Annotated in this window: 23 protein-coding genes and 3 other annotated features; of the genes, 7 read left to right on the top strand and 16 right to left on the bottom strand. The window is 38.9% G+C overall.

Annotated features, from left to right (window positions below):
- The first annotated feature begins 27 nt into the window (after positions 1–27).
- Complete coding sequence (locus ACYH0O_RS11340; RefSeq protein ID WP_482632299.1) at positions 28–336, top strand: PadR family transcriptional regulator; 309 nt, start codon at positions 28–30, stop codon at positions 334–336.
- A gap of 19 nt (positions 337–355) precedes the next feature.
- Positions 356–1,540 carry a chromate transporter gene (locus ACYH0O_RS11335; protein ID WP_482632298.1) on the top strand — a complete coding sequence of 395 codons (1,185 nt, stop codon included), beginning with the start codon at positions 356–358 and terminating at the stop codon, positions 1,538–1,540.
- 102 nt (positions 1,541–1,642) lie between these two features.
- Here ACYH0O_RS11335 and pssA read toward each other — a convergent pair whose 3' ends face one another.
- Positions 1,643–2,317, bottom strand: a complete 675-nt coding sequence (gene pssA, locus ACYH0O_RS11330) for a CDP-diacylglycerol--serine O-phosphatidyltransferase (protein WP_149155681.1) — start codon at positions 2,315–2,317, stop codon at positions 1,643–1,645.
- A 178-nt stretch (positions 2,318–2,495) separates the two neighbouring features.
- On the opposite strand from pssA, the gene ACYH0O_RS11325 reads away from it, so the two are divergent.
- The 4 genes from ACYH0O_RS11325 (at position 2,496) to ACYH0O_RS11310 (ending at position 5,952) form a co-directional block, all read left to right on the top strand.
- Positions 2,496–2,963 (top strand): DUF2062 domain-containing protein, encoded by a 468-nt coding sequence (locus tag ACYH0O_RS11325; protein ID WP_482632297.1) that lies wholly within the window; start codon positions 2,496–2,498, stop codon positions 2,961–2,963.
- A 235-nt stretch (positions 2,964–3,198) separates the two neighbouring features.
- Positions 3,199–3,423 carry a hypothetical protein gene (locus ACYH0O_RS11320; protein ID WP_148969181.1) on the top strand — a complete coding sequence of 75 codons (225 nt, stop codon included), beginning with the start codon at positions 3,199–3,201 and terminating at the stop codon, positions 3,421–3,423.
- Between the two features lie 208 nt (positions 3,424–3,631).
- Positions 3,632–3,841, top strand: a binding site (T-box leader).
- Positions 3,842–3,934: 93 nt separating this feature from the next.
- The gene (locus ACYH0O_RS11315) at positions 3,935–5,662 is read left to right on the top strand and encodes an aromatic amino acid hydroxylase (protein ID WP_482632296.1); all 1,728 of its coding nucleotides are present in this window, start codon (positions 3,935–3,937) and stop codon (positions 5,660–5,662) included.
- Positions 5,659–5,952, top strand: coding sequence for a 4a-hydroxytetrahydrobiopterin dehydratase (locus tag ACYH0O_RS11310; RefSeq protein ID WP_482632295.1), 294 nt, complete (start codon positions 5,659–5,661; stop codon positions 5,950–5,952). Before ACYH0O_RS11315 ends, ACYH0O_RS11310 begins: the two co-directional genes overlap by 4 nt.
- Positions 5,953–5,998: 46 nt before the next feature.
- Here the strand turns inward: ACYH0O_RS11310 and ACYH0O_RS11305 are convergent, their stop codons facing one another.
- The 7 genes from ACYH0O_RS11305 to ACYH0O_RS11275 form a co-directional block, all read right to left on the bottom strand.
- On the bottom strand, positions 5,999–6,418 hold the full coding sequence (locus tag ACYH0O_RS11305; protein WP_482632294.1) for a GNAT family N-acetyltransferase: 420 nt from the start codon (positions 6,416–6,418) through the stop codon (positions 5,999–6,001).
- Complete coding sequence (locus tag ACYH0O_RS11300) at positions 6,418–6,906, bottom strand: GNAT family N-acetyltransferase (protein WP_482632293.1); 489 nt, start codon at positions 6,904–6,906, stop codon at positions 6,418–6,420. The genes ACYH0O_RS11305 and ACYH0O_RS11300 overlap by 1 nt, the downstream gene beginning before the upstream one ends.
- Before the next feature lie 45 nt (positions 6,907–6,951).
- Entirely contained in the window at positions 6,952–7,680 is a 729-nt protein-coding gene (pyrH, locus tag ACYH0O_RS11295) for a UMP kinase (RefSeq protein ID WP_482632292.1), read from the bottom strand.
- Positions 7,681–7,875: 195 nt separating this feature from the next.
- Entirely contained in the window at positions 7,876–9,099 is a 1,224-nt protein-coding gene (gene thrS, locus ACYH0O_RS11290) for a threonine--tRNA ligase (protein WP_482632291.1), read from the bottom strand.
- 50 nt (positions 9,100–9,149) lie between these two features.
- Positions 9,150–9,373, bottom strand: a binding site (T-box leader).
- A gap of 35 nt (positions 9,374–9,408) precedes the next feature.
- Positions 9,409–9,630: a binding site (T-box leader), on the bottom strand.
- Between the two features lie 71 nt (positions 9,631–9,701).
- On the bottom strand, positions 9,702–10,523 hold the full coding sequence (locus ACYH0O_RS11285; protein ID WP_482632290.1) for an undecaprenyl-diphosphate phosphatase: 822 nt from the start codon (positions 10,521–10,523) through the stop codon (positions 9,702–9,704).
- A gap of 45 nt (positions 10,524–10,568) precedes the next feature.
- Positions 10,569–10,880 (bottom strand): hypothetical protein, encoded by a 312-nt coding sequence (locus ACYH0O_RS11280; protein ID WP_482632289.1) that lies wholly within the window; start codon positions 10,878–10,880, stop codon positions 10,569–10,571.
- 200 nt (positions 10,881–11,080) lie between these two features.
- Positions 11,081–11,983 (bottom strand): YitT family protein, encoded by a 903-nt coding sequence (locus ACYH0O_RS11275; RefSeq protein ID WP_482632288.1) that lies wholly within the window; start codon positions 11,981–11,983, stop codon positions 11,081–11,083.
- A 400-nt stretch (positions 11,984–12,383) separates the two neighbouring features.
- Between ACYH0O_RS11275 and ACYH0O_RS11270 the strand changes: the two genes are divergently transcribed.
- Positions 12,384–13,637, top strand: a complete 1,254-nt coding sequence (locus tag ACYH0O_RS11270; RefSeq protein WP_482632287.1) for an ATP-binding protein — start codon at positions 12,384–12,386, stop codon at positions 13,635–13,637.
- Positions 13,638–13,920: 283 nt separating this feature from the next.
- On the opposite strand, the gene ACYH0O_RS11265 is transcribed toward ACYH0O_RS11270, so the two are convergent.
- From ACYH0O_RS11265 to ACYH0O_RS11230, 8 genes are all read right to left on the bottom strand, one after another.
- Positions 13,921–15,780 (bottom strand): LTA synthase family protein, encoded by a 1,860-nt coding sequence (locus ACYH0O_RS11265; RefSeq protein ID WP_482632286.1) that lies wholly within the window; start codon positions 15,778–15,780, stop codon positions 13,921–13,923.
- The gene (locus ACYH0O_RS11260) at positions 15,777–17,387 is read right to left on the bottom strand and encodes an aminotransferase class V-fold PLP-dependent enzyme (protein WP_482632285.1); all 1,611 of its coding nucleotides are present in this window, start codon (positions 17,385–17,387) and stop codon (positions 15,777–15,779) included. The genes ACYH0O_RS11265 and ACYH0O_RS11260 overlap by 4 nt, the downstream gene beginning before the upstream one ends.
- A 34-nt stretch (positions 17,388–17,421) precedes the next feature.
- A complete protein-coding gene (locus ACYH0O_RS11255) occupies positions 17,422–17,976 on the bottom strand; it encodes a glycerol-3-phosphate acyltransferase (protein ID WP_482632284.1) in 555 nt (184 codons plus the stop codon).
- A gap of 55 nt (positions 17,977–18,031) precedes the next feature.
- Entirely contained in the window at positions 18,032–18,757 is a 726-nt protein-coding gene (locus ACYH0O_RS11250; RefSeq protein ID WP_482632544.1) for a YwaF family protein, read from the bottom strand.
- Positions 18,758–19,051: 294 nt separating this feature from the next.
- The gene (locus ACYH0O_RS11245; protein WP_482632283.1) at positions 19,052–19,849 is read right to left on the bottom strand and encodes an alpha/beta fold hydrolase; all 798 of its coding nucleotides are present in this window, start codon (positions 19,847–19,849) and stop codon (positions 19,052–19,054) included.
- An 845-nt stretch (positions 19,850–20,694) separates the two neighbouring features.
- Entirely contained in the window at positions 20,695–21,696 is a 1,002-nt protein-coding gene (locus ACYH0O_RS11240; RefSeq protein WP_482632282.1) for a DUF3231 family protein, read from the bottom strand.
- 107 nt (positions 21,697–21,803) lie between these two features.
- Complete coding sequence (locus tag ACYH0O_RS11235; RefSeq protein WP_188048464.1) at positions 21,804–22,100, bottom strand: TIGR04104 family putative zinc finger protein; 297 nt, start codon at positions 22,098–22,100, stop codon at positions 21,804–21,806.
- A gap of 161 nt (positions 22,101–22,261) precedes the next feature.
- Positions 22,262–22,438 (bottom strand): hypothetical protein, encoded by a 177-nt coding sequence (locus ACYH0O_RS11230; RefSeq protein WP_188048463.1) that lies wholly within the window; start codon positions 22,436–22,438, stop codon positions 22,262–22,264.
- Between the last annotated feature and the right edge of the window lie 40 nt (positions 22,439–22,478).

Genomic DNA, 22,478 nt, shown 5'->3' with positions numbered 1-22,478 from the left:
TCAATTTATAGATAAGGAGGGGTTACATTGGAAGACAAAGTATTACGGAAACTCTTTCTCGGGTTTATTCAAATCCATATTCTGCACCATGCCAAAGAAGAGCCCATTTACGGTACGTGGATGTTAGAAGAATTAAGAGAGCATGGGTATAGCATAAGCTCCGGTACACTGTACCCTATTCTTCACTCAATGGAGATGGATGGTCTCCTGACAAAAGAGGATATAAACGTAGACGGCAAAATAAGAAAATATTATACCACCACTGATAAAGGTAGTGTAGTTCTGAGTGAAGCACGCGATAAAGCTTATGAGCTATTTAAAGAAATCAAAGAGTAACAAAGAAGGGGAAATTATTATGAAAACATCAAGCCGTTTAAAGTACTTGATTGAAATATTGATTATTTCAACAAGGCTGGGTCTTACATCGTTTGGTGGGCCAGTTGCCCATTTGGGATACTTTCATGAAGAATATATTCGGAGAAGAAAATGGATGGATGAGAAAAGTTACGCGGATCTCGTAGCTCTTTGTCAATTCCTTCCTGGGCCGGCCAGCAGCCAAGTCGGAATGGGCATTGGAATAATGCGGGCTGGAGTGTTAGGTGGAATTGTCTCATTTATAGGCTTTACCTTACCTTCAGTCATTGCATTGATACTTTTCGCCATCATTCTGCAAGGACTGGATGTAGCAGATGCCGGGTGGATACACGGGTTAAAGATTGTCGCTGTCGCCGTGGTTGCCCATGCGATCTTAGGGATGGCCAAAAAGCTGACGCCTGATTTAGCACGAAAAGCGATTGCACTGTTGGCTTTAGTGGTCATTCTATTATGGCAAACGGCCTTTTCACAAGTTGGGGTCATTCTTCTTTCAGCTGTCATCGGATTCTTGCTCTTTAAACACCATAATCCCGACGATGAAGCCCCAATTGACTTCCCGATTTCTCGGAGATTTGCAGTGATCTGTTTAGTTCTTTTCTTCAGTTTACTGTTTCTTCTTCCGTTCTTGAGGGAATTGACATCTCTCGAGTGGGTCGCGTTATTCGATAGCTTCTACCGTTCTGGTTCATTGGTTTTTGGTGGTGGCCATGTTGTACTACCACTCCTTGAAAGAGAGTTTGTTCCTACAGGATGGTTAACAGAAGAAGCCTTTTTAGCAGGATATGGTGCAGCTCAGGCGGTTCCAGGTCCTCTCTTCACTTTTGCAGCATATATTGGTGCTGTGATTAATGGGTGGCAAGGCGGATTGCTTGCGACTTTCGCGATTTTCCTCCCAGCCTTTCTACTCCTTTCCGGGACGCTTCCATTCTGGGAGTCCCTCCGTCGGAATCCTAAAATAAAAGGTGCGCTGATGGGAGTCAATGCCGCTGTGGTTGGAATTCTGATTGCAGCGTTCTACCACCCGATATGGACTTCATCCATCCTTGCTCCACTGGATTTTGCCTTTGCTGCGGTTTTGTTTAGCATGCTCGTCTTCTGGAAACTTCCACCTTGGATCGTCGTGGTCACCGGAGCAGTTGGTGGACTCGTTATGGGTTTCATTTAATTCATTTGTTATTTACGTTATCATAAATGGCAGTAAACCATGAATCATAGTGCCGAAAAATAATAAAGATCCAGGCAGTGAATGCTTGGATCTTTTTACATTTTATCTTTTTATAAATCGATACGCCAGATATGCGATATACATAGGTGTAGCAATGTAAATCAAATAGGGAAACTGCTCATAAGTCCCTTTGTAGATGACAAATAGTAATGCTCCAATGAAGAGCGTCACAATAGTTCCATATTTCGGTAAAGGCACTTCCTTGAGGCTAGGGATTCGTATACGGCTCACCATCAGAAAACACATTGCTGTGAAGATGACCGTTGTCACGATGTTTGGAATAAAGTTTCCAAACAGAGTGAGAATCGCAAGGATCCCACCTGCTGCCGTAATCGGGACGCCAACGAAATAATGAAGGGATGATTTCGGTGGACTGGTATTAAATCTCGCGAGGCGATAAGCTCCGAATAAAGGAAATAACCCCGCAACGATAAACCCTAATAATCCAAATTGAAAGAAGTATGTATAATACACTAGAAAGGAAGGTGCGACCCCAAACGTAACAATATCTGCTAATGAATCCAATTCCTTTCCTAATACACTATCCGCTTGAAGCATCCTTGCCAGTCTGCCGTCCATGCTATCAAGCATCATGCCAATAATAATTAGAATTGCTGCGTTTTTAAATTGTCCGCTAGCGGCAAACCCAATTGATAAGAAACCGCAATACAGATTTCCCAACGTAACCATATTGGGTATTTTTTTCGTTAGTTTCATCTTTTATCCTCACTCTACCAAAAATTCTGTTACTACTAGGATACCATGTTACAGATTTTCTTAAAGAAATGTTGTGAAAAAACTTCATAAAATCTTATAAATTACTTTATTTAGAATACTGAAACTTGACCATACTATTTACTGAGTATGAAATTAAACGATAATTGGTGTTGATCTCATGATTAGAAAAAAGCTTCGAGAATGTAAATGTCTTACTCTAAAACTATTGCGTCTCAAAGATAACTCCCACAGTATTTCATTAGGATTCACAGTTGGATTATTAATCAACTTTGTCCCCTCTTTTGGCATAGGTCCATTCATTTCCACAGCAATTGCAAAGGTGTTTAAAGGGAACTCTTTTGCTGGATTAGTAGGAGGCGTCTCCTTGATTTGGGCTTTCCCTTTTTTCTTCTACTTGAATCTTGTTGTAGGATATCTCTTCTACCCCATTGATGTAATCGATCCGTCCACGTACTACACCAGTGAAGCAGTAGATGTAGGGCTGCAATTGGGAAAAGCATTCTTTATTGGGATGTTCATCAATATCCCCTTATTCGGCATCCTCACGTACTTCATCATGAATTCTATTGTTAGAAAATATCGGGAGACGATGCTTATGTATGTGCATAAGAAGTGGAACTTATAGTCTATTCCATTCTGTCTTTAACATCGGAGGTCGTGGAATTCTCCGCGAAAAAAAATGCTTGATCCTGTAACTCCCCTTTTTTTGAAAACATGAAACTCTTTTATGTTTTTATTCGTATATTCTTCTATGAAGATTCTATCTTAACATTACCACACAATATACTAATCCACCGCGTGTTTTGTTATAATTTAACTATTAAGTAACGAATACGATTTGGAGAAAAAGGAGGATTGTCATGACTGGAACCATTGCTGTTATCATGATCTTTTCAATACCCATCCTCGGAATCATAACGGACCATTTCCAAAAACAATCCAAGCTAAAACAAAAAATGATAGAAGACCAACTCGAACTGGAAAAACTGAAACACGAAAATTTTGTGATCGAAACCCAGAAAATGAGACTAGAATTAGAACAGATGAAACTTCAGGATCACCAGGAAAAAACACAAATTTTATAACGAATAGCGCCAGGATTTCCTGGCGTTTTTTATCTGTGGAGTTATTATTATACACGTTCACTTCAGTTTTATTTCTGACATATTCCTTTAAGTGAAATTACCAACACCTTTATTCATTTTTAAATAAACATCATATCCCTCGTAAAAAATCTCCTTGACTTTAACGCTTAAAAGCGTTTAAGATATAAAGCATCTTGATACATATTTGTGAAGAGCTGTGATGGATTTGAAGTAGTGATCTCCTCCCTGTGATAGAGAGCTAGTGGTGCTGGGAACTAGTACATAGGAAAATCATGAAGTACGTTTCTTGAGCTTCTTGTTCTATAGTGGAACAAGACGGTTATTGTCCGTTATCAATTTGAGTGGTAAGCTATTTGCTTACAACAAGGGTGGTACCGCGATCTTATTCGTCCCTGCTGATTTATTCAGCAGGGATTTTTTGTATGTATCTGCTTTCGCGCATAAAAGCGTTTAAGTGTTAAATGATATCTTAAAATAAGGAGAATTTAATATGAACCAAACCATTCCGAGTCATTTACGCCCATTTGTAGCTGAACAGCACTATCATTCATACACCCCTATCGATCATGCCGTGTGGCGTTATGTGATGAGACAGAATCATCACTTCCTGGAAGATACTGCGCATGAATCATTCACTGAAGGATTAAAAGCCTCCGGAATTAACATACACGAAATTCCTATGGTAAGTGATATGAACCGACACTTAGCGAAAATTGGCTGGGGGGCTGCAATTGTAGACGGTTTGATCCCTGGTACAGCGTTCTTTGATTTCCAAGCTCACGGTATTCTCCCAATAGCGACGGATATTCGACAAAAATCGAATATTGAATACACCCCTGCTCCTGATATATTGCATGAAGCAGCCGGACACGCTCCCATTCTGTTTGATGAAACCTATTCCCGATTTGTAAAGATTATCGGCAATATCGGAGCGAACGCTTTTGCCACTGAAGAAGAACACGAAGCATTTGAGGCAACCAGGCATTTATCCATTGTGATGGAGGATCCAAGCTCCACTGAGAAAGAAATTGAAGAAGCAAAGCAGGTGTTAATTGAAAAGCAAGAGGCCGTTTCCGGTCTTTCAGAAGCAGAACAAATTTCACGAATCTTTTGGTGGACGGTGGAATTCGGTTTAATCGGTGATTTTCATCAACCGAAGATCTTCGGTGCAGGACTGCTTTCATCAGTTGGAGAAAGCAAGCACTGTTTATCAAGTGAAGTGATCAAAAGGCCGTTCTCAATCGAAGACGCCATCCATACCAGCTATGATGTTACCTCCATGCAAACTCAATTATTTGTTTGTGAAAGTTTCGAACAACTCATTGAAGAAGTAGTGAAATTCGGAGAGACCATGGCTTTCCGTAAAGGAGGAACAGAAGCTATTGATAAAGCGATTCGTTCGAATCAGCTTGCTCATATCGAATACAATTCGGGTTTACAAGTCACTGGCACCTTCAAAGAAGTCATAAAAAATGAGCAAGGTGAAGCTATCTACGTCAAAACCGTAGGACCTACTTCCCTTTCCATCCAAAACGAGCAACTGGAACATCACGGGACAGATCATCATACTGATGGCTTCGGTGCTCCTATAGGTATCCTTCAGGACGGTACCATTCTTGAGAACCAGTCCGAAGCGGATTTAAGGAAGCTTGGCATTGAGATGAATAAAATGATGCAAATCACATTTGATGGTGGGATTGAAGTCTCTGGACATGTGACGAATCTCGTCTTTCACCACCAGCATCTTGTCCTCATATCAATTGATGAATGTATGGTGACTCTGGGTGACCTTGTTTTATTCCACCCTTCATGGGGAACATACGATTTGGCAGTAGGCAGTGAAATCGTTTCAGCACGGCCACATGCGGCAGATTATGATGCTTTCTTCGGGGATACCCCACTTATTGAAGAAGAGGATGGCGTATCTCGTGATCTTACACCATTGGACAGCCTCTTCAGTGAGGTCAGAGAACTGAGAGAAGTAGCCTTTTCCAGAGATCTTATTCATAGTATAGTAGGCAGGCTGAAAGAGGATTTCCCTGAAGAGTGGCTGCTTAGACTTGAAATTATTGAACTTCTACAGATTCACGAGCCAGAATCTCAGTTAAAGGAAGATCTTCTGAAAGACTTATTCGTTTTAAGGAAGCAGGATCGGTTTGCACGTCTCATTCAAAATGGCCTTGATGTCATTTTTGGCAGGAAAGGAGTTACGGTATGAAGAAGTTAAATGATGTTGCCATTTCACAAAATCTTGAAACTCTTGAGAAATGGCGCTTAAAAGAAGAGAAATGGATTGAACGGCGCTATCGATTCAAGGATTACCTTGAGGGAATACGGTTTGTCAACAAACTGGCAGAGGCAGCCGAGGAAATGAATCACCATCCTTTTATTAAGGTTCAATACAAATTGGTTATTGTAGAGTTGACTTCCTGGAGTGAAAATGGCCTGACGGATTTGGACTTTGATGTGGCCAATCAGTATGAAAAACTGTATAAGGAAATGGTGTAAACAAAAGAGACAGTCCCAAGCGGCTGTCTCTTTTGTCCATAAGACCTTATTCCAAATACTCATCCGTCAAACTTGAGTTCAAATATCTAGCCATACCCGTTTTCAGTTTCTTCATTCCATGTTTTCTATAAAACTCTTCTTTACCGGTTGTGGAGATTAATTGAACGCATGAAACATCTTTTAACTGCTCTAAAAGATCACTCATGATGAGACTGCCGATTCCAATTTGTTGATACTCTAGATGAACGACCACATCATATATTGCGGTATTGAACACTCCATCCGTTAGAGCTCTTCCAACTCCAATAATCCTACCCTCACTTATAGCGAAAGTTACGATATCACTTCTTTGAAACACCTTGGTGATTACATCATTTGAATGCTTCAACCACCCAGCAGACTGGTACACTGCACATATCTCATCTAGCTTATCCGGATCAAATCTGTTATGAATCTTGATATCCATTATGCTCTCCCTATTCTTTGCTTATTAAGGGAATAACTCATTTTCATAAATTCATAGCGACTTCCATTTGTTTCTTGAATGAATGTTCCTATGGGAACGAAGCCCACTTTCTTATACACCTTGATCGCACGATTGTTGAAGGCAGCTACTGACAAAGTCAAGGTTTCCGGAGCATACCTTGCGATTGAGAAATCTACACCAGCCCAGGTGAACTCCTCTCCTTTTCCCTTTCCTGTAAGATTCGGATGCATGCCTAAACCGATATCAATAGTCGACTCATTTAATTCAGTATATGTGAAAAAACCAATCATTTCCCCTTGGTGAAGCACAGCATAGGTTGAGTTTCCGCGTTGGTCTCCATCTAAAAATTCCGCCAAATCCTCTTCATCCGCTGTAAGATCATAAAATGCATATTCCCTATCATATTTCCAGTTATAGGCAATATGCTCAGCTTGCTCCTGAGTTATGATTTGAAAAGAAAAATCCATCTTTTGCTCCCCCCATCTTTGTTTTTGTAAATGAAATGGCCATGATCAAAGTCTCGTCTCTTCATGATTAATCAGCGTTCCCTGCTTCTGACCGGAGCATATTTTCTCCATGATTCCTACCTGGTCGAAGTTAAATATGTGTACAGGGATATTATAGTCCCTTGCTAACAGCAGAGCTGATTGATCCATGACTTTAATATTATTCGTTACAACGTCATCATAATTTAAATTGTGGTACATCTTCGCCTTTTTATCCCGTTTAGGGTCACTCGTGAAAACACCATCGACCCCCTGCTTTGCTACCAGGATGGCATCACTATCTGTTTCGATGGCTCGCTGAACGCTGGGGTAATCCGTCGTTACGAAGGGTTGACCGTTTCCTCCACCGAAAATCACAATGTATCCTTTGGCAAGATGGTGAACGGCTCGAAGGCGAATATATGGTTCGGCAACCGTTGAAACAGGGATAGAAGTCATCACTCGAACTTCTTTGTCGGTCTTACTTTTCAACACTCCTCTAAGCATCAAACTGTTGATGATGGTTCCGAGAGTCCCAATACTATCAGCTTCTACCCGCTCTATTCCCCATGTATCTGCCAAGCTTCCTCGAAAAATATTGCCGCCACCCACAACTAAGGAAACTTCAATCCCCATATTGACGATCGAAATTATTTCGCCCGCAATGTGATCAAGCTCTTCAGTACCAAAATTATTCCCTTCCTTATCCGCCAGCGCTCCACCACTTAATTTAATTAACACACGCTTGTATCTCATTTATATTCCTCCCCCGGACATAAAAAAAGAACTAAAAAGGTTATAAATACCCTTTTAGCTCTTTATATAGGAGAAGAAATGCCGAAATATAATTGATGATTAATAAACATTCCTTCTCCCCCTCTCGCACTATTCAGAATTTTCCTTCTCTAATTGTATAGAAAATACAGGAAATGGTCAAGTGGACTTTTTAATTTAGTTTGCCTTACTATTTAAGCCGTTTACTTCTTCTTGTAATTTCAATATAACTTCTTTTATTCTTAACATACCAACATTTCCTCCCCTTCTCTTACGTAATGAAATGACTTCACCCTTGATTTCCTTGTCTCCTATTACCATCATATAAGGAACTTTTTGCATTTCTGCTTCCCTGATTTTCAGACCGACTTTTTCTACACGATCATCGACTTCCACCCTAAAGCCTTCTCTTTCTAACTTTGACTTCACTCCTTGAGCATATTGGAAATGTGCGTCGGAGATAGGAAGGATTTTGACCTGGTGGGGAGCTAACCAAAGTGGAAAATCCCCTCCGAAATGTTCAATGATGATTGCCATAAAACGTTCGATCGAACCGTAAATCGCTCGATGAATCATAATCGGTCTGACTGCTTCATTGTCTTCATCAATATATTCACACTCGAATTTTTCAGGCATTTGGAAATCAAGTTGAACCGTGCCACATTGCCAGCTTCGACCAATAACGTCTAATATATGAAAATCTATTTTTGGTCCGTAGAACGCACCGTCTCCTTTATTAACATGATAGTTGACTCCTCTCTCTTTCAACACACCTTCCAAATCTCCTTCAGCTTTATCCCATAATGCAACGGAGCCCATAAAATCTTCCGGACGAGTAGAAAGCTCAACCTTATAGTCAAACCCAAATTTGCTATAGAAAAGATCAATAAGATCCAATACTTTATGAAGCTCCGACTGAATCTGATCTTCCCTTACAAATAGATGAGCATCATCCTGAGTGAAGGAACGGACTCTCAATAATCCACTTAATGAACCCGATAGCTCATGTCGATGAACTAAACCCAGTTCACCGTAACGAAGGGGTAATTCCCGATAACTTCTTCTCTTGTTTTTATAGATCAATACTGCCCCTGGACAACTCATTGGCTTGATTGCATATTTCTGATCATCTACTTCTGAGAAATACATATTCTCATGGTAATGATTCCAGTGGCCTGACTTTTCCCATAGCTCCTGCTTCATCATAATGGGAGTCCTAATCTCCTGATATCCAGCTTTCCGATGTTCCCTCTTCCAAAAGTCTTCTAACTCATTCCGTAATAGCATCCCTTTCGGTAAATAAAAGGGCATCCCGGGTGCCTCCTCCATCGATACAAATAACTCCAGCTCCTGACCTAGTTTCCTGTGATTTCTTTTTTCTACTTCAGATTGAATTGACATTTTGTTTCCTCCTAATCATTTTTTTATATAAAAAACCGCATTCATCCCTAACAAGGGACGAATGCGGTCGTGGTACCACCCTAATTCCGAAGTGCTAAACATAGCTCTCCGCTCAAAGTTGATAACGGTTTTCCCGATTATGGATACTGACATTTCACCATAATAGCTCCGAGGTGGTAAATCATTTCCTTTTCTTCAGGGCTCTCAGCCATGGTGACCCTGTTCTCTGGTAAGAAAAACAGCAAATGATTCGTGTCCTCTTCAACACTTTATTATTCAATTAATAAAAAAAACCGCACCCATCCCTAACCAAGGGACGAGTGCGGTCGTGGTTCCACCCTAATTCAGAAGTGTAAAATATTACTCTTCGCTTAAGTAAGATAACGGTTTTCCCGATTATGGATACTGACATTTCACCATAATAGCTCCGAGGTGGTAAATCATTCTTTTCTCTTCAGGGCTCTCAGCCGGTGACCCTGCTCTCTGATCAAGAAAAAACGGAATGAATCATGTCCTCATCTTTGCTTTCGTATAGTATATTCAAAATAGAAGAAATTTGTTATTGAAATTATATGGTAGTATTTTCTAACTGTCAATAGTGATTAGATAAAAACAAGAAAAATAATCGCGACTAGAACAAGTCGGTAGATCGCAAAAGGAATTAGCTTGATTTTATTAATCACCTTTAGGAAAAAGCGTATCGACAGATAAGCAAATAGAAATGCACTTAAGAACCCAACCAAAAGAAACGGTAAAAACTCAGGGGTAAAATACATCCAGTTCTTCATAAGAGAAATCGAACTTGCCCCCAGCATGATGGGTACCGCCATAATGAATGTGAAATCTGATGCTGCCCGGTAGCTTAATCCAAGTAACACTCCTCCAGAAATGGTGGATCCTGACCGCGAAAAACCTGGCCATAATGATAAGCATTGAATAAGACCGATCACCAGCGCTTTTTTATGTGTTATCTGATCCACGTTTTCCACTGTAGCGCTTTTGGGACGAAACAAATCTGCTGCAATCATGAGGAAAGCACCGATCGTTAAACCAGCCAGAACTGTATTAAGCGAAAAAAGATGCTCATCGATATAATCCTCAAATAACAAGCCTAGAATCACTGCAGGAATTAATCCAGCCAGTATGTGGGTTAATTTTAAATTGGATGATTTACTCGCGGTCCGTTGATTCAATCCGAGTAAATCTTTAAATCTCTCTCTAAATACAATGACAACTGCTAAAATTGAGCCTAGTTGGATCACAACTTTGAACGTATTTGCCGGATATTTACCCAATACTTCTTTCGATTGGATCCATAAATCGTCTACTACAATCATATGGCCAGTGGAAGATACAGGAGCAAACTCCGTTAACCCTTCGACCATACCCAATATGAATGCTTTTATTAACATGATGACGTCCATTTATCATTTCTCCTCTATCGTTTAATCAGACTGTGAATATGACAGTCATGAAAGATAGTTGGAGTGGTATTTCACGATGACCCCAAACCCGGTTGAATCCCCACGATAATGGGAACATGATCCGTCACTGGAAAGAGTGGGAGGAAGTAGAGGCAGTATTCTTTTAAAAGGAATTCTGCTTTTATCTTCTATTTTCTTCGTCACAAGAAAAGGAGTTAAAGAGAAAGAATCATCGTCAAGATAGGCAATCTGAGCTTGATCTTGAATGACTTCTTCCCCCCTATGAGCCTGAATGTCGTTAATCTGCTGGAAAAATCCAAAAGTGCAAAATAGCACAAGCAACATAATTTTCTTCACTCTCTTCCCCCCTTTCGTGATAATCTAGATTATCATACTATAACCGGCAGGGGACGACAATAAGGAAATATACGCTTCTGAACAGAGCACTTCCAATAAATCCGAATTTTCACTAAAAAAGCCTAATCGATCAATTTCCTGGTTCAAATCAACAAAAAGCACAATAAAGGGCTTCCCTCTATCGCGCTTTTCTCTTACGTCTAATGAATATCTTTCTTCTTAAACCTCCCACCTTTTACCTCTGCTATATCAGCGATGGCTAGAAAGGCGGACGGATCATGTTCTGCAACGATGTCTTTCAGTTTCGCTTCCTCCAGACGAGTGATGACGCAGAATATCACTTTCTTATCATCTCCTGAAAATGCGCCTTCTCCCTTTAAATAGGTCACTCCTCTACCCAGTCGGTGTAAGAGGGCATCACCGATCTCCTTGTAATTTTCACTAATAATCCAAACCGATTTGGATTCATCCAGTCCTTTAATGGTAATATCTATCATTTTAAAAGCTACGTAATAAGCCAGAAGTGAATACATGGCTCTGTCCCAGCTGAATACAAATCCCGCGGAAGCCAAAATGAACAGATTGACGAACATGATGATTTCACCGACAGAGAAGGGAAGCTTTTTACTTGATAAAATAGCAAGGATTTCCGTTCCATCAAGAGATCCGCCGTAACGAATGACCATCCCCACTCCTATTCCAAGAACGATCCCGCCGAATAAAGAAGCCAGCAGAATGTCTTGGGTGAAGGCAGCTACCGGGTGAAGAAATGTGGTTGAAATCGATAGTATAATAATTCCGTATAGTGTAGAGAATGCGAAGGTTTTTCCTATTTGTTTATATCCGATGAAGAAAAAGGGGATATTAAGGATAAAGATGAAAAGACCAAGCTTAACGCCTGTAATATGGGAGAGCATAATCGAGACACCAACGATTCCTCCATCAATGACCTGGTTCGGGACTAGAAATATTTCAAGGCCAACCGCCATGATCATCGCCCCGATGGTAATGAGGACAGCTCTTTTTACTACCTCTTTAAGAGGAATCTTCTTATGCTTTATTTTCACTTGCTGCAATTGATTTATTACCTGCCCTTCAATCATCTTCATCCCTCCTCCAAAGATAAACATCCCGCGACAACTACTGAACTCATCTCACTGGAATCAAAATGATCTATGTAACAAACATACCCTAAAGTGCACTAAAACCAGCTTGTATAACTTATATATTCTATTATCAGCTTCAAAATACCTGCTTATAGTGAGGGACGGACCTCTATATGAGCTTCATCTAACTTTCATTGGCATCACGAATACCTTGTTTTAATCATGTTAATCAAGTTATCCAGCCATTTTCTATTTATTATTTCAAGGTCCGTCCCTCAGCCAATTAAATTTGACTCAAAGGGGAAAATGAAGTATTTTTAATACTTGTATATTCACATTTTGGATAGGCTGGAACTGTTTTCTGTTTCCAGGTAAATAAGGTTTTGGAGGCTTTTCTTTGATTACATTAATCAAAACTTTGTTGGTCAATATTACAATTTTGTTTTCATTTACGTATAATGCTAACGTATTATTTCCATTTAAAGAAAAACAAGTTCCACATTTTAAACATAAAATCACTTATGGTCTGATTGCATCCTTTGGGGCTTTATTATGTATGCTTTATCCGATTGAAACCCTTGGAAAAACTCATTTTGACTTACGCATGATCGCCATTTTAATAGCAACGATATACGCCGGATTATTATCAGGATCAATCGTTTTAGGGTGCGTGATCATCTTCCGCTATTTAATAGGCGGTCCATATGTCATGGTTGGAATTGCTGTCTCCGTCCTGGCGTTTGTAATTGGTATTCTCTTTCGTAAGATGTTATTAAAGACACAATATAAATTACTGGGCAGTACAATTATCTTCCTGTTTCATTCATTGTTTTACATCACGATTATCAACAGCTATATTCCTATTCTCCATTTGCCGTTTTATTTTATTTATTTCACTGTTTTCTATTTTACTTTTGTGGCTCTGGTATTCATTATTGAACATTTGATTCACACGAACAGGCAGATCGAAGAAATGGTGTATCTCGACAAATTGAATATGGTGGGACAGATGGCGGCTTCTATTGCCCATGAGATTCGCAATCCCCTTGCAACTGTAAGAGGATTCATACAGCATCTAAGCGAGGACTCTGATGATGAACAGTTTAAAAGGTACTCCCCTCTTATTCTGAATGAATTAGATCGTACGAATAAAATCATCACAGACTACCTTAGCGTAGCAAGACCAAGTGAATTTCAGCTTTCTACACTCAACCTTGAAAGAGTGCTTCAGGACTGTGTCGACTTACTAAGACCATTTGCCTCCTATTCGAATACATCGATACTATTTAACCAAAATGAAACCCATTATATTAAGGGTGATGAGCATCATATGAAGCAAGCAATTATGAACGTCATAAAGAACGGAATTGAATCCATTGAGGAACATGGGGAAATCACCCTCTTTTTAAAAGAAGACTTTTCCAGGGACAGTGTGGTAATCAATATTTCAGACACGGGAAAAGGAATGACTGGGGATGAGTTGAAAAAGATCGGTTTACCTTTTTACACTACGAAAACAAAGGGCACCGGTCTCGGAAGCATGGTGACGAATAAAATCATTCGTGAAATGGGTGGAATGATCGAGTACGAAAGTGAGTTAAATAGGGGTACTGTCGTGAAAATTCGTCTACCTCTCACACCCAAACAATAATCATCACCAAAAGCTTAGGGAATTTTAATCCTGAGCTTTTTTATTGGAATAATCTCATCTCTCTTAATCTATGATACACTTAATTTATCAAGATTTCCCAGTTCTCAGCAACCTGCTGGGAGGCTAAATACAATGAGCAAAAGATGGACATTCCTACTTCGAATAGGACTTTTTGAAAATCGTAAACGAAAAAGGAATTACCTTAAGTTTACATAATAATATTATAGACGATTAATTATCCAATACAAAACCCGACTCTATAGTAGAGCCGGGTTTTCTTCGTCTAATCTAAGAACCTCAACAAATCTCCATAAATAATATCATCAGACATGCCTAACTCTTTTCTTACAGTTTCTTTAAACGGCTCACATAATGATTCAGAAGTCGATGCTTCACTGCTCTTATCATAGCAAATATTGTCTTTATAGACGTACTCTTCAGTTACAAAATCACCATCCCTGAAAATAACAGGATGATCTTCTTTTCGAGTGAATAGATTATGTCCAAATGAAAGATTATCCTTCGTTTTAATCCCTAATAAATGGAGAATAGTTGGACGAATATCGATTTCTCCGCCTATCGTTTCGATCGTCTTTCCCTTTTCACCAGGCACATGGATAATGAGTGGAACTTGTTGAAGTTTCACATGATTCACTGGAGTGTCTTCCTGCCCTAAAAGCTCGAACACTCCATTTTCATATTTTTCGGAGATGCCATAATGGTCTCCATATAGTACAAAAATCGTATTTTTATACATTCCGTTTTTCTTAAGCCTGTTAAACAATGTTTTAATCGCTTCATCCTCATAACGTACGGTTGTTACGTAACGGTTCACAACATCCTCATTTGTTGTAGCCTCTGGAATAAGTTTATCCTCTTCTTCTAATAAAAAAGGGAAGTGATTGGTCAGCGTAATGAAACGTGTGTAAAACGGTTGAGGTAATTTCTCAAGATACGAAATAGATTGCTCAAAGAACGGGATATCCTTTAATCCGTAGTTAACAGAGTTTTCTTCCGTAACATTGAAGTCTTTCTTCGAAAAATAACGGTTGTAGCCTAACGATTCGTACATTATTTCACGATTCCAAAAAGTACGATCATTGCCATGGAAAACTGCAGCATAATAATCTTCTTTCTTTTCCAAAATATTGGGCATGCTTTTGTAACGGTTATCCGGTTTGCGAACAAATGCTGAACCGCTTGCTAGAGGGTATAAACCTGTATCGATCATGAATTCAGAATCTGAGGTTTTCCCTTGAGCAGTCTGATCATAAATATGATTGAAATAAAAACTATCCTTGATTAAAGAATTTAAAAAAGGTGTGATTTCTTCTCCGTCGACTTTTTGGTTGATGACAAAATTTTGGGTAGATTCCATACTGATCAATACAACATTTTTTCCGTCAGCAACACCGAACAAATCTGAGTTGTTGTGCTTCTTGGATTGTGTATATTTAATGGACGCTTCTGTGTCTGATTTACTGGCAAGCATTTTGGTGAAAGGTACCGTAGCTTCAACCCCAATATCATATAGGTGATAATTGTATGGTCCCACTGATTTGACTATTTGCTCTCTGTCATAGGATACAGCAAATAAATATGGAGATTTCATCAGCCCCAATCCTACAGTTACGAGCAGTAAAACTAGACTCAACCCGATATATGAAAGCTTCCATCTCCTTGAGACCTTTATGGAAGAAGTAGCCGTCCACTTTCTCTTTAATAACCACCCGACAAGAAGGAAATCTACAATTAAGAGGAGATCCCAGGGACTCATCAGTTCAATGGTACTTGGTCCGATCCCCCCCACATTTTTAAACTGAAATAAAATCGGAACGGTAATAAAATCTGAGTAAAATCGAAAATATAATAGATCGCCGTATAAGAGCCCGGTTGCAATCCCCATAACAAGGACTACAACAGCGGGTTTTATCTTCTTTGAGAAGTAAAAACTGAATCCAATTAATAGCATTAACGAGCCAAGAGGATTGAATATGATGAGTAATAAGTCCAATAAGGATTCGATACGTAAATTAAACCCAATAAAAGAAACTAACACGGTCTTTAACCATAAGGATACGAGTGCAAAACCAATTAATTTGTAAGTCTTAAATCGAGATATAATACGGGATATCCTACTCATTTCATAACCCTTGAATCGACATTACTTTGATATTCTTTGTTGAGTATCTTCATTGCTTCCAAAACCTTTCGTTCATCCTGTCTTCCCATAAGTGCTACCTGCACCCAATTTCTCTTAACTAAATAGTCACTTTCGTAGCTTAATAAAATGCCTCTATCTTTACAAACATCCCCAAACAGTCTACTACACTGTTCCCTCTCAAGGGCAATTGTAATCACTCCAGGAGAATAGTTTTCATCCCCTAGTATATGAAATCCTCCTTGAGTTAACACACACCTTACTCTCAGAGCTAATTTTTCATGAATTTCATACTCAATAAAATGAAGTGCCTTACTTAGAGCCCTTACTAGATTAGATGAATGGGTATATGGGATGCTTCCATTCACCCGGTACATTCCGATATCCAGGTACCTAGGAATTGATGGACTGGGCTGTATTTCATCTCGATGAAATACAATGGCGAGACCGGGATAAGAGCCTAATCCCTTCCCACTGACCGTTGTGGCAAAGTACACTTCCTTAAAGTCAACTGGAATGGTCCCTACAGAACTACAGGCATCGACGCATAGCTCCACTCCATACCTTTTACACAGAGAAAGTAGCCCGTTCAGGTCATACAGGTAGCCTGTCGACGTTTCACAATGAACCGTCCAAAGCCATTTTATATTTTGTTTTTCCTGGAGTAAGCTTTCCACTTCGCCTAAAGAAATTGCTTCATCCCAATCCTTTTCGAACGTATGAAAATGTAAACCAAATCTGTTTGCATGATCAATCAACCTGGACCCAAATTCTCCGTTTGAAAGAATTAGGCCACTGCCAGACAAACATTTCAGCTGAGCTGCAACCATATCATTAGATAGGGTGCCCGTTCCCACTGCAACTTCTGCATAATTTGCGTTTGTTATCTCGCATAATGATCTTCTTACTTCTTCCATTTCATCAATAAACGAGATGCTTCTATGAGAAACGGCTTCTCCTTTGAAAGCTTTTTCTACTTTTTCATGACGTGGAACCGGCCCAGGAAGGAAAGAAAGTGGAACTGAACTTTCTGTTTTGCGAATCATTAGTCGCTGAAAGGCTTTCGTCGAATTTTCGAAGCTACAACGGGTTAAATACATTGGCTGAAATTTTGCCCCTTCCTCCCCCACGAGATCGGCAAAAGGCTGAAAACCGATTCGTTTATACAACTTTAGCTGACGAACCGTTCCTGAAATGAGAGCCATCGTATATCCTTTTTCCAAACAATAAGATACTAATCGCTCACATAATTGATAAAATACCCTCGTACTTCTATATGCTTCTTTTACAGATAATAAGCGAATTTCACAAGGAACGGCATCAGCCGGCAAATATTCATTAAGATTTTTCAGTTTTAAATCCAAAGAGAAGGGACGCTTGGCACGAACTGCGATCATGCCCACGACTTCATCTTCATTTTTAGCAATAACATATGTATTTTCATCATGAAACTTATCAATCAGTTTGCGTTCTGAATTTCCTTCGTGCTGAGGTATTTCTTCTACAAAGGTCTGATAATTTAATGTATAGATTTGTTGAAACTCATTTGATTCACTTGCAATTTTATACTGAAGAGAAAGGTTTTCCATTCTCGTACCTCCTATGATCGACAGATTACTGCATTCAGCGTTTATGGACCAACAGAACGGTCACAAAAAGTGACAATAATCCGATAAAAATGGTGAATGAACCCTCAATCACATATGCCGTAATCGGAATGGTTGCCATTGAAAGAAATCCGGAAATAGTGTATTTTCTCAGAATCATATATGAGATTCCCATAGTGATGGCGAAAACCCCAATGGTAAGGGGATTAAGAAATAATGCAGATGCTAAATAAGCAACTACTCCCTTTCCACCGTGAAGTCCAAGCTGGATTGGAAACAGATGTCCGATCATAACAAATATAGAACTGAGAACAAAGTAACTCTCACCTTCAGCCAGTTGTGCCGTAATCATTAATGCAAGAATTACTTTCCCGACATCTATCACAAGCGTCAGAAGAAAACCTTTTTTCCCTATAACTCGACCCGCATTCGTCGCTCCGACATTTCCGCTTCCCAATTTACGAATATCTTCACCGGTAAACATTTTCACTATATAATAAGCACCTGTTATAATTCCTAAACCGTAAGAAACCAAAATGATAATACTTATGATAATACTATTACTCATCATTCCTACACCTGACTTTTCTTATATGTTAATAGACGGATTGAAACCCAGGAAAGTTTCATTTATTTACATTTCTTCCACTTTTCCTATTTTTAAAGAGATAAAACGGTAAATAAAGAAGGCTGAATAATATAAGGGCGACACCTTCAAGAGCCAGGAGGTAGAAGGGATACTCGCCTAAATAGTCTATGGGACTTGCATTATACGGTTTATGAGAAAGAAACATATAATTTGCTCCTACCAATCTATTCACCATGAACACGATGACAGCGATCAGATTTAAAGCAATGAATGCCCTCACCATAGACCGGAACGTCAATGTAAAGCCTTCGATCCATACCATGTACAAACAGGATAATACAATCGCCAAATGGACTAAGAAAAATTGAAAATAACGAAAATGGGGAAATCCAAAAAACAACTCAGGTGTCACGATGGCAATAAAAGCACCTATCATACTGGCAAAAAAACTGATTTCAAAGATTCTATAGTTTTTCGTAATAAGCATGACCGCGCACAAATACAATGAGATGGAACATAATTGAAACGGTAAATTAATGGCTACATCCCAATGATCATTAATAAAGTACCAAATCTGAAATAATGCTTCACTCAAAACCAGCAGCACCACGAGGAGCCATTTCAGCACACCCTTACCTCTGCAGCTAAGTCGATTTCTAAGCACATACAAACCGATCATACATCCGAACGAGACAATCATTGCTGCCACATGGGATACCGAAAACAACTCAAAAGGATACTCCTCATACCTGAAATTCAACATCTCTTTCACGAAACCCTCACCCGCCTTTAGCACACCCATAAGTACTATATTCTCTTAATGCTTCATCAATTCCTTTAAGGGACGGACCTCCCAAAAGAATATCACCCAATCATTGCCCTCCATCACTCCCTATTCCCTCTCTCTAAATCCTTAACCATAGACAAAAAAATCCCTGCTAAGAACCATCAGATTACTTAACAGAGATTTCTCTACACTCTAATTTTCATTCCATGAGAATACAGGCATTCACAAAAAAAAGTCCCATCTCGATAAGGAAATGGGAAACATCTGTTTTTATTGAACCTTGCGTAATTGTACACCCTGGTTCTTATAAATAAAATCAAGTGCCAGTCGATTAAATTCCCTTGGCTTCTCAACATTACAAACATGTCCGCAATCTTCAATGAACACTTTCGTAGCAGATGGGTCTCCTTTTGTATCCTGATCAAGAGACTGTACAAATAGGTGATCTTCTTTCCCGGATATGTAAAGCTTGGGAATATGAGAAGCCTTTTCTTGTACAGAAGCGTATGTTGATTTCACATAAGGGGTAAGCCGATACCACCCGAGAAAATCATTACGGTTCATTTTCTTTGCTTCGCGGATGAATAATTTTCGTGAAACTCTGTGATTGCTTTTAGGCATCATAATATAGGCAAAAATTATATATAACCACATAAATGGAATCATATTTTTTACTGCATCACCAATTTTAAGAAGTGTATTGGAGAGTAAATTAAACCTTGTTATCCCTCCTCCTAAAACTGCACTTTTTACGCGATTTGGAGCAGTTTGAAGCAAAGCGTGTATTAGAACCGAGCCAAGGGAAATGCCGATAAAATGAGCCCGTTCCACTTTCAGATGATCAAGTACCTTAAGAACTTCACGCACATTTAAATCAATTGTGAATTTTTCATTATATGATTCAATACTGGGGGACTCTCCATGCCCTGGCAAATGAATCGTTATTACATTATAAGATTTCTTGAATATATCCAGCTGCTTGCTGAAAATTCTTGAGTTTCCCCCAATTCCATGGAGAAACACCACATACTCTTTGCCGACTCCTTGATGAACGTTGTATTCTAGCATCAATTCTCTCCTTAAAACAGCACAACCTACCAAAAGAATGAAATGAATCAGGCCAATTATTTGAGAACCGTTTTACTTTTATTAACTATCATTAATGTGAAAATCGATTTTCAAAACAATTGCATGATGCACTCTATGCTCTTGAAGCCTTACCTTAATTATCTTTTATTCTATACTATCTGAAGTCGCTTTGTCATATAATAGCTGAAGAATTTCCGAACATTTTGTGATGAATGGGAGATTACTGACAATTTTAGAGATCCCTTACATTTGTAACCCTGCTATCTATCATGGTTTTTACCTCGGTAACAAGAAGCCTAAATTTCCTTCACCATCATGGTATCCAATAAGAATATCACCATCATAAGCAAAGCAGCGTGATCTCCGGTCAAATTCCCTCTGTTCTTTAAATATTAATGGAGACATTGTCCGTTTCCAGGCAAAGGGAAGTGTAGATGTTATTTTTCTCCAAAATGAAGAGCTATATCGTTTTCACCTTGAAAATATTTATATGTAATGGACATTTTTTCTCCCGTTTTCAGTTGGATTTTATTTTACACACGCTTTCCATATTAACAGTGTAACTTTGAATAATTTCACTCTCAAGATTTTACTAAAACAAAATAATAGATCCAAACCTAAATATAAGATTTGGATACATTTTCTTTCATATGTCTTACTACCGCACCATATAAAATGCCGATACCGCACTAGAAAGCTTATAACGCACTGCATTTATAACCCGATTTTTTATTAAATCAACCTTCAGCAGCGTTATCATTCCAACTAGAAAAATAAATAGAATCTTCGAAACCATATCAACATACCTCCCAATCATATCGAATTCAATCCTTCAAGTCCTCACGACTCTTCTGCTGTGGTGGCTGCTCCATCCATCCACGTTCAACTAACAGTTTAAGACCATCTGCACCATACTTCATGATTTCTGTTACAAAAAGTGTATAATGAACGGCTAAATCCTTCCTTGTAGACATCGTGATGGCGTGACAAAGTGTTGACAGTCCAACTGAGTTTGAAGAAGAGATAAAAAAAAGCATCAATTTTTCTGAAAATGGGGCCACATTTGAATCTGTTACCTCCATGGATACTGGATAAGTGGGAAATGAATCATCTTTTACCAGGACATTATTAAAAGTGGTAATCTGCTTTTCACTTAATTTTTTTCCTTTTTTGAGATAGTTCTTCACTTCGATATCTTTTGAAACTTGTATAAATCCTTTCAATAGAATGATTCCGATGCAATTTCTCTCAATAACAAAGAATAATTCGCTCAATTCCAATGCATTAAGTGGCCTTGTTTCACCTAACCAGCTCTCCAATAAAGATGGCTGCTCTGAAATGTATTCTATCGAATGGGGATAATTCATTTTTGGTGGACGATCATAAATCCCTTTTTCCAACATTAATTGTAATGATTGTTTATATAGTGATAATGATTTCGTGAGCGCTTCTTCAAAAAGGTCATATACATCATTACGGGCAACGGCCCCCACTATAGTAGTGTAATGACTGCTCGTTACCTGACCTCCGCGGTAAACGAAACTAAGAGCAAACAAATCAGTATATAAGGGTGGTGCGGTTGTATCTATGTCCCTATCAGTGAAGCCCTTTGGTACAGGAAATCCTTCGGACATAAAAATAGACTTAATCTTTCTCATTATCTCTACGTTTGTCTGTAGACTTTCTTCGATGATGAATTTGATTCCTTCGTCTTTCAGGTATGTAAGGAAATGTGTGTAAAAGCAATTTAAAGCCGAGCACTTAATATAAGTCGTCCACAAAGCGGAGATTTCTGCGGTAGTCAATCTTATGTCTTTGTCCTCCATCTTACGACTCCTTTTCTTTTTTTCTTAGTGTTTTCCTAATCTTGTAAATTATTCTGGATAATTTATGGTAAACGAAAAGAGCTGCCTGTGACCGGCAGCTCTCTTTCTTATCTGTTCCTATATTCATATTTCACAAATAACGGAAGAAATAGTGAAATAATAATGGCCAATAATACGATTAAACCAAACGTGAGCGGCTTTGATAACCCCTGTTCGGGCGCAACCAATAATCCGAATACAACCGCTGGAACAATGATGAGAAAAGTAACAATAAATTTCGAGGTGAAATTAATCGTATGTTTTTTACCACATTGACTGCATTCAATAGGTTTATAAGACCTCCAAATGGAGAATAATAACTCTTTCCATTGAAACTGATTCTTACATACATTACACTTCTGCAAAGCATTTCCCCCTATGTAAATTATCTACTTTTTTCTCTAGTTTACCATTATAACTCTTTCAGGAGTAGATGTTAATGAGGTCCGTCCCTCGTATTCATGGAAGGGTCCGCAAACCCATACCCCTTTTACAAAATTAAACATTATTTAATTCAATATCATTATTACTTTTCTTCACATGATACATTCCATGACAGGATTCCCTCTTCCACCTCTGCTACAGTGCCATGGTTCTCACAAGACTCAATTGCTTTTTTCAAACCCATTTTATCCAACAATATAATGGTGATCACCATCATAATGGTCAGGATTAAGAGCAAGGACTTCTGTTTCCCTTTCATACATTAAAAACCCCTTTAAAATCGTTTGATACACCAATTA

Source organism: Rossellomorea sp. H136, assembly GCF_056838065.1.
The sequence above is the reverse complement of the archived record's forward strand: the minus strand, read 5'-3'. Positions and strand labels throughout refer to the sequence as shown.